Here is a 3,192-nt window from a genome sequence, read left to right on the forward strand (position 1 = left end):
GTTGTTGAAGGAGGACGTAGTTTTCCTTCGCGCCAGTACTGGCGCCACTTGAACAGCAAATTATCGTTGATCCCATGCTCACGAGCGAGTTGCGCTACGGAGATCTCTGGTCGATGCGAGAGTTCAACCATTTTGATTTTGAACTCAACGGGATAATTAGGGCTTTTTTTACGCACTGCGGTTAATGATTTCATGGATAGCGTCCACCATATTTGGTGTCCATTATCCTCTCAGGAATTTCAGGATCTGCCAGACGGTGCTGAGACGACGCTTACTTTTCTGGCAGGCCTGCCGTACTAAAACACCTCTGGGCCCCTTCGGCTCCTGCCCGTCGGGCAGTCGTCAGCCACACTCCGCTAGCCAGGCAAAGCCTGGCAGCTCCGCCGAACCCCCTGCGGGGTTTCGGGCTATCGCTAGTGTCTGATGCCTGAACCCCTGCACCATGCCGGCAAAGCATCTTCATCGGGCTGATGGGGATCTGAAAAGCAAAATTTACAGGGAAAGGAGTCCGTGAAAAAACAAAGGAAATTAATCAGATAATGCTTGATTGGTATGGCTCGTTAGACGTATAATAATCACATCGAAAGGCAATGAGGCTTTTCGCGGTAGCGCCCCGACTGGCGCAGGAGCAACAAATTATGAGTAAAGCACTGACCCCTTCCCAGCTTAAAGCTGAACTGGACACGCAGAAAGATGCGCTGCTGAAGGCGTGCCTGTATGCCCTCAACGAAATCCCTAACCGCCGTTTAAGTGGTCCTTATTCGTCCACGTATGCACTGGCTGCAAAACTCGATCAACTGCTTCAGAGCTGCAAATAATCATTGATGGGCTGGCATTGCCAGCCCTGTTCAACGTTAACGGTAGCGCCCCGCATGGCGCAGGAGTCTGAAATGTCATCTAAAAACACTCTTCCATCGGTCGATCTGATGTCCTGCCAGCATGGCGGTGAAATGATCCCGTCCATTGCTATTGAGCGCATCATCTCGTTGCGGGATGAAGGTATCCGCGTCTATCTCGACGGCATAGACAAGCTGCGAAAAGCGCGCGATCTGATGCAGCAGGCCGGAGGCTGTCAGTACCTGTATGACTACGACAAAGCCGTAGAGAGCGCCATCAAATGGAGCGACACTACGCCAGACCAGGCCGAAACGGCTATTTCCCGCGTTATCGACGGAAAAATCTGGGATCGGCTGATGACGGAAACCGGTATGTATACGCTGATGAGCAACAAACAACGTCAGGAATGGGATCGGCAGGTGGCAGGCAAAGAAATGCCGCCGATAACGCTGGAGAACGTTATGAGTACGTTCCGGCACCTGAACGCAAGCAAGGCTGATACCTTCACGCAAGGGCTGATTGATATCTTTAAATCCCTGTCGTGGGATTATAAAACCAATAACCCCTGCATGTTTGGCAAGCGTATCATCATCGCGCCGTTGCTCGATGTCTGGCGCAGTGGCTGGGTGCGCTTCAGCTCAGACGGGCACACCAAAATTGACGATCTGGCGCGGCCGTTCTACGTGCTGGACGGGCGTAACGTGCCTGATTACCGCGTTTCTGACGGTGCCAAACTGGATGCCTTTTTCAGTGAAAACCAGTTCAACGGTAAGGTGTTCGAGTGTGATTACTTCAGCGTGCGATATTACAAAAAGGGCAGCGCGCACATTACGTTTAAACGCCCGGATCTGGTTGAGAAGATCAATAATCTGGTTGCCAGTCACTATCCCGGAATGTTACCCCCTCGCGTGTAATGCAGACGGCAGGCCGCATTTGCGGCCTGAAATATAAACAGGGAAAGGAAGTATTCCCCGGCCTGAGAAAATCATGCCGGGCATGTATTTATTGCTTGATTAATATGGCTCATTAGACGTATAATAATCACATCGAAAGGCAATGAGGCTTTTCGCGGTAGCGCCCCGACTGGCGCAGGAGTAATAAACATGGCTATTCAATCCCTTCAGTTCCGTAACGGCTCCGTTTCTCTTGGTGATGTTTTTGTTTCCAGCTGGGGTTATGAGCAGACAAATACCTGTTTTTATCAGGTGATCGCCCTGCGCGGTAAGAAAACCGCCGTACTGCGCCGCATCGCTGCGCAGCAGGTGAAAGCAGACAGTGCAATGTCTGGCGAGTTAAAGCCGGTATTGAACGACTTTAAAGGCGAACCCGTGACCCGTCGCATCCGTGAAAACCATGAGCATCCGTCTGTCAGCATTGACGAGTACGAACAGGCTTATAAGACCGATCCTAACGAAAGCCATTTTTACAGCACCTGGGGCTGACCGCCTGCTACGCCCCGCAAGGGGCGTATAGTCGAAGACTTATTCAACCAAAACGTGAATACTATGCGAAATAACAAGGCGCTCAGGACGCAGATACATGGCGGAAACAGTTTATCAGGCGCGGAGGCGTTTTTACCTTCTCCGTTTTCGGCGCAGTCGTAACCCGGACACACTGGAAAAAATGTACGAATCCATGCGGGATCGTGGACAGGTGCCGCCGGAGGACACCGAGGCTTTTGAGGCTGCGGCCGACCATCGCCGCGCAGAGCTGGCATCGGGACGCATCTGGGATAAGATCCCGCCGCATGTCTGGCAGTATGTAAAATAATCACAGCGCCCCTACAAGGGGCGTTTTTTTGCTTGCGTATATGGCTCGTTAGACGTATAATGTTTTTACTGATTCAAATCAGTACCTTCCTAAACAGCCTTACAGGTGCATTATGACCTCTTCTGAAATCCTCCATAACCTCCCTCAGATTATCACGGCCGTGGCCGCCCTCATTACAGCCATTACCGGGCTGATTAAAGTCATGAAGGATAAGGGTAAGGACTGAACCGCCGCAGGGGGCGACAGCCCCCTGCATCGCTAACCGGCAGCGCCCCGACTGGCGCAGGAGTAAAAAAAGTGACAACGCTGCATATTCGAGAAATTCCCACTGATGGAGCGCCGCCTATCTGTGCAGGCCGCTCAATCTCAGATGATGATCTTTGCGCCTCATGCCAGCATCTCGACTATCGCCCTGGGCACCTCAGCGCCTGCCTGCTGTCAGGTTGCGGGCGTGACGACTGGCCTTCAGAACTGGATGCAAACGGCTACAGCGTTGCCTGTAGCAGCTATGAGCGCGAAAAATCGCTTGATTGATATGGCTCATTAGACGTATAATAATCATATCGAAAGGCATCCGGTCTTTCG

General features: G+C 51.9%; 6 protein-coding genes. 5 read left to right on the plus strand and 1 reads right to left on the minus strand.

What is annotated here, in order from left to right:
• Positions 1-194: transposase (locus tag ENGE1_RS27775; protein ID WP_001510137.1), on the minus strand; the 194-nt coding region annotated here is incomplete at its 3' end.
• Positions 195-638: 444 nt separating this feature from the next.
• Here ENGE1_RS27775 and ENGE1_RS26060 point away from each other — a divergent pair.
• The 5 genes from ENGE1_RS26060 (at position 639) to ENGE1_RS26080 (ending at position 3,141) form a co-directional block, all read left to right on the plus strand.
• Positions 639-818: a hypothetical protein gene (locus tag ENGE1_RS26060; RefSeq protein WP_011154455.1), complete on the plus strand. Its 180-nt coding sequence runs from the start codon at positions 639-641 to the stop codon at positions 816-818.
• A 72-nt stretch (positions 819-890) separates the two neighbouring features.
• Complete coding sequence (locus tag ENGE1_RS26065) at positions 891-1,751, plus strand: DUF4942 domain-containing protein (protein WP_059509504.1); 861 nt, start codon at positions 891-893, stop codon at positions 1,749-1,751.
• A gap of 189 nt (positions 1,752-1,940) precedes the next feature.
• A complete protein-coding gene (locus tag ENGE1_RS26070; protein ID WP_020805654.1) occupies positions 1,941-2,279 on the plus strand; it encodes a hypothetical protein in 339 nt (112 codons plus the stop codon).
• 97 nt (positions 2,280-2,376) lie between these two features.
• A complete protein-coding gene (locus tag ENGE1_RS27780) occupies positions 2,377-2,607 on the plus strand; it encodes an Hha/YmoA family nucleoid-associated regulatory protein (RefSeq protein ID WP_004187345.1) in 231 nt (76 codons plus the stop codon).
• Positions 2,608-2,904: 297 nt separating this feature from the next.
• Positions 2,905-3,141 (plus strand): hypothetical protein, encoded by a 237-nt coding sequence (locus ENGE1_RS26080; protein ID WP_011154457.1) that lies wholly within the window; start codon positions 2,905-2,907, stop codon positions 3,139-3,141.
• Positions 3,142-3,192 lie beyond the last annotated feature (51 nt).

Origin of the sequence: Pluralibacter gergoviae ATCC 33028 = NBRC 105706, assembly GCF_001598855.1 — a bacterium.
GTDB classification, from domain to species: Bacteria; Pseudomonadota; Gammaproteobacteria; order Enterobacterales; family Enterobacteriaceae; genus Pluralibacter; species Pluralibacter gergoviae.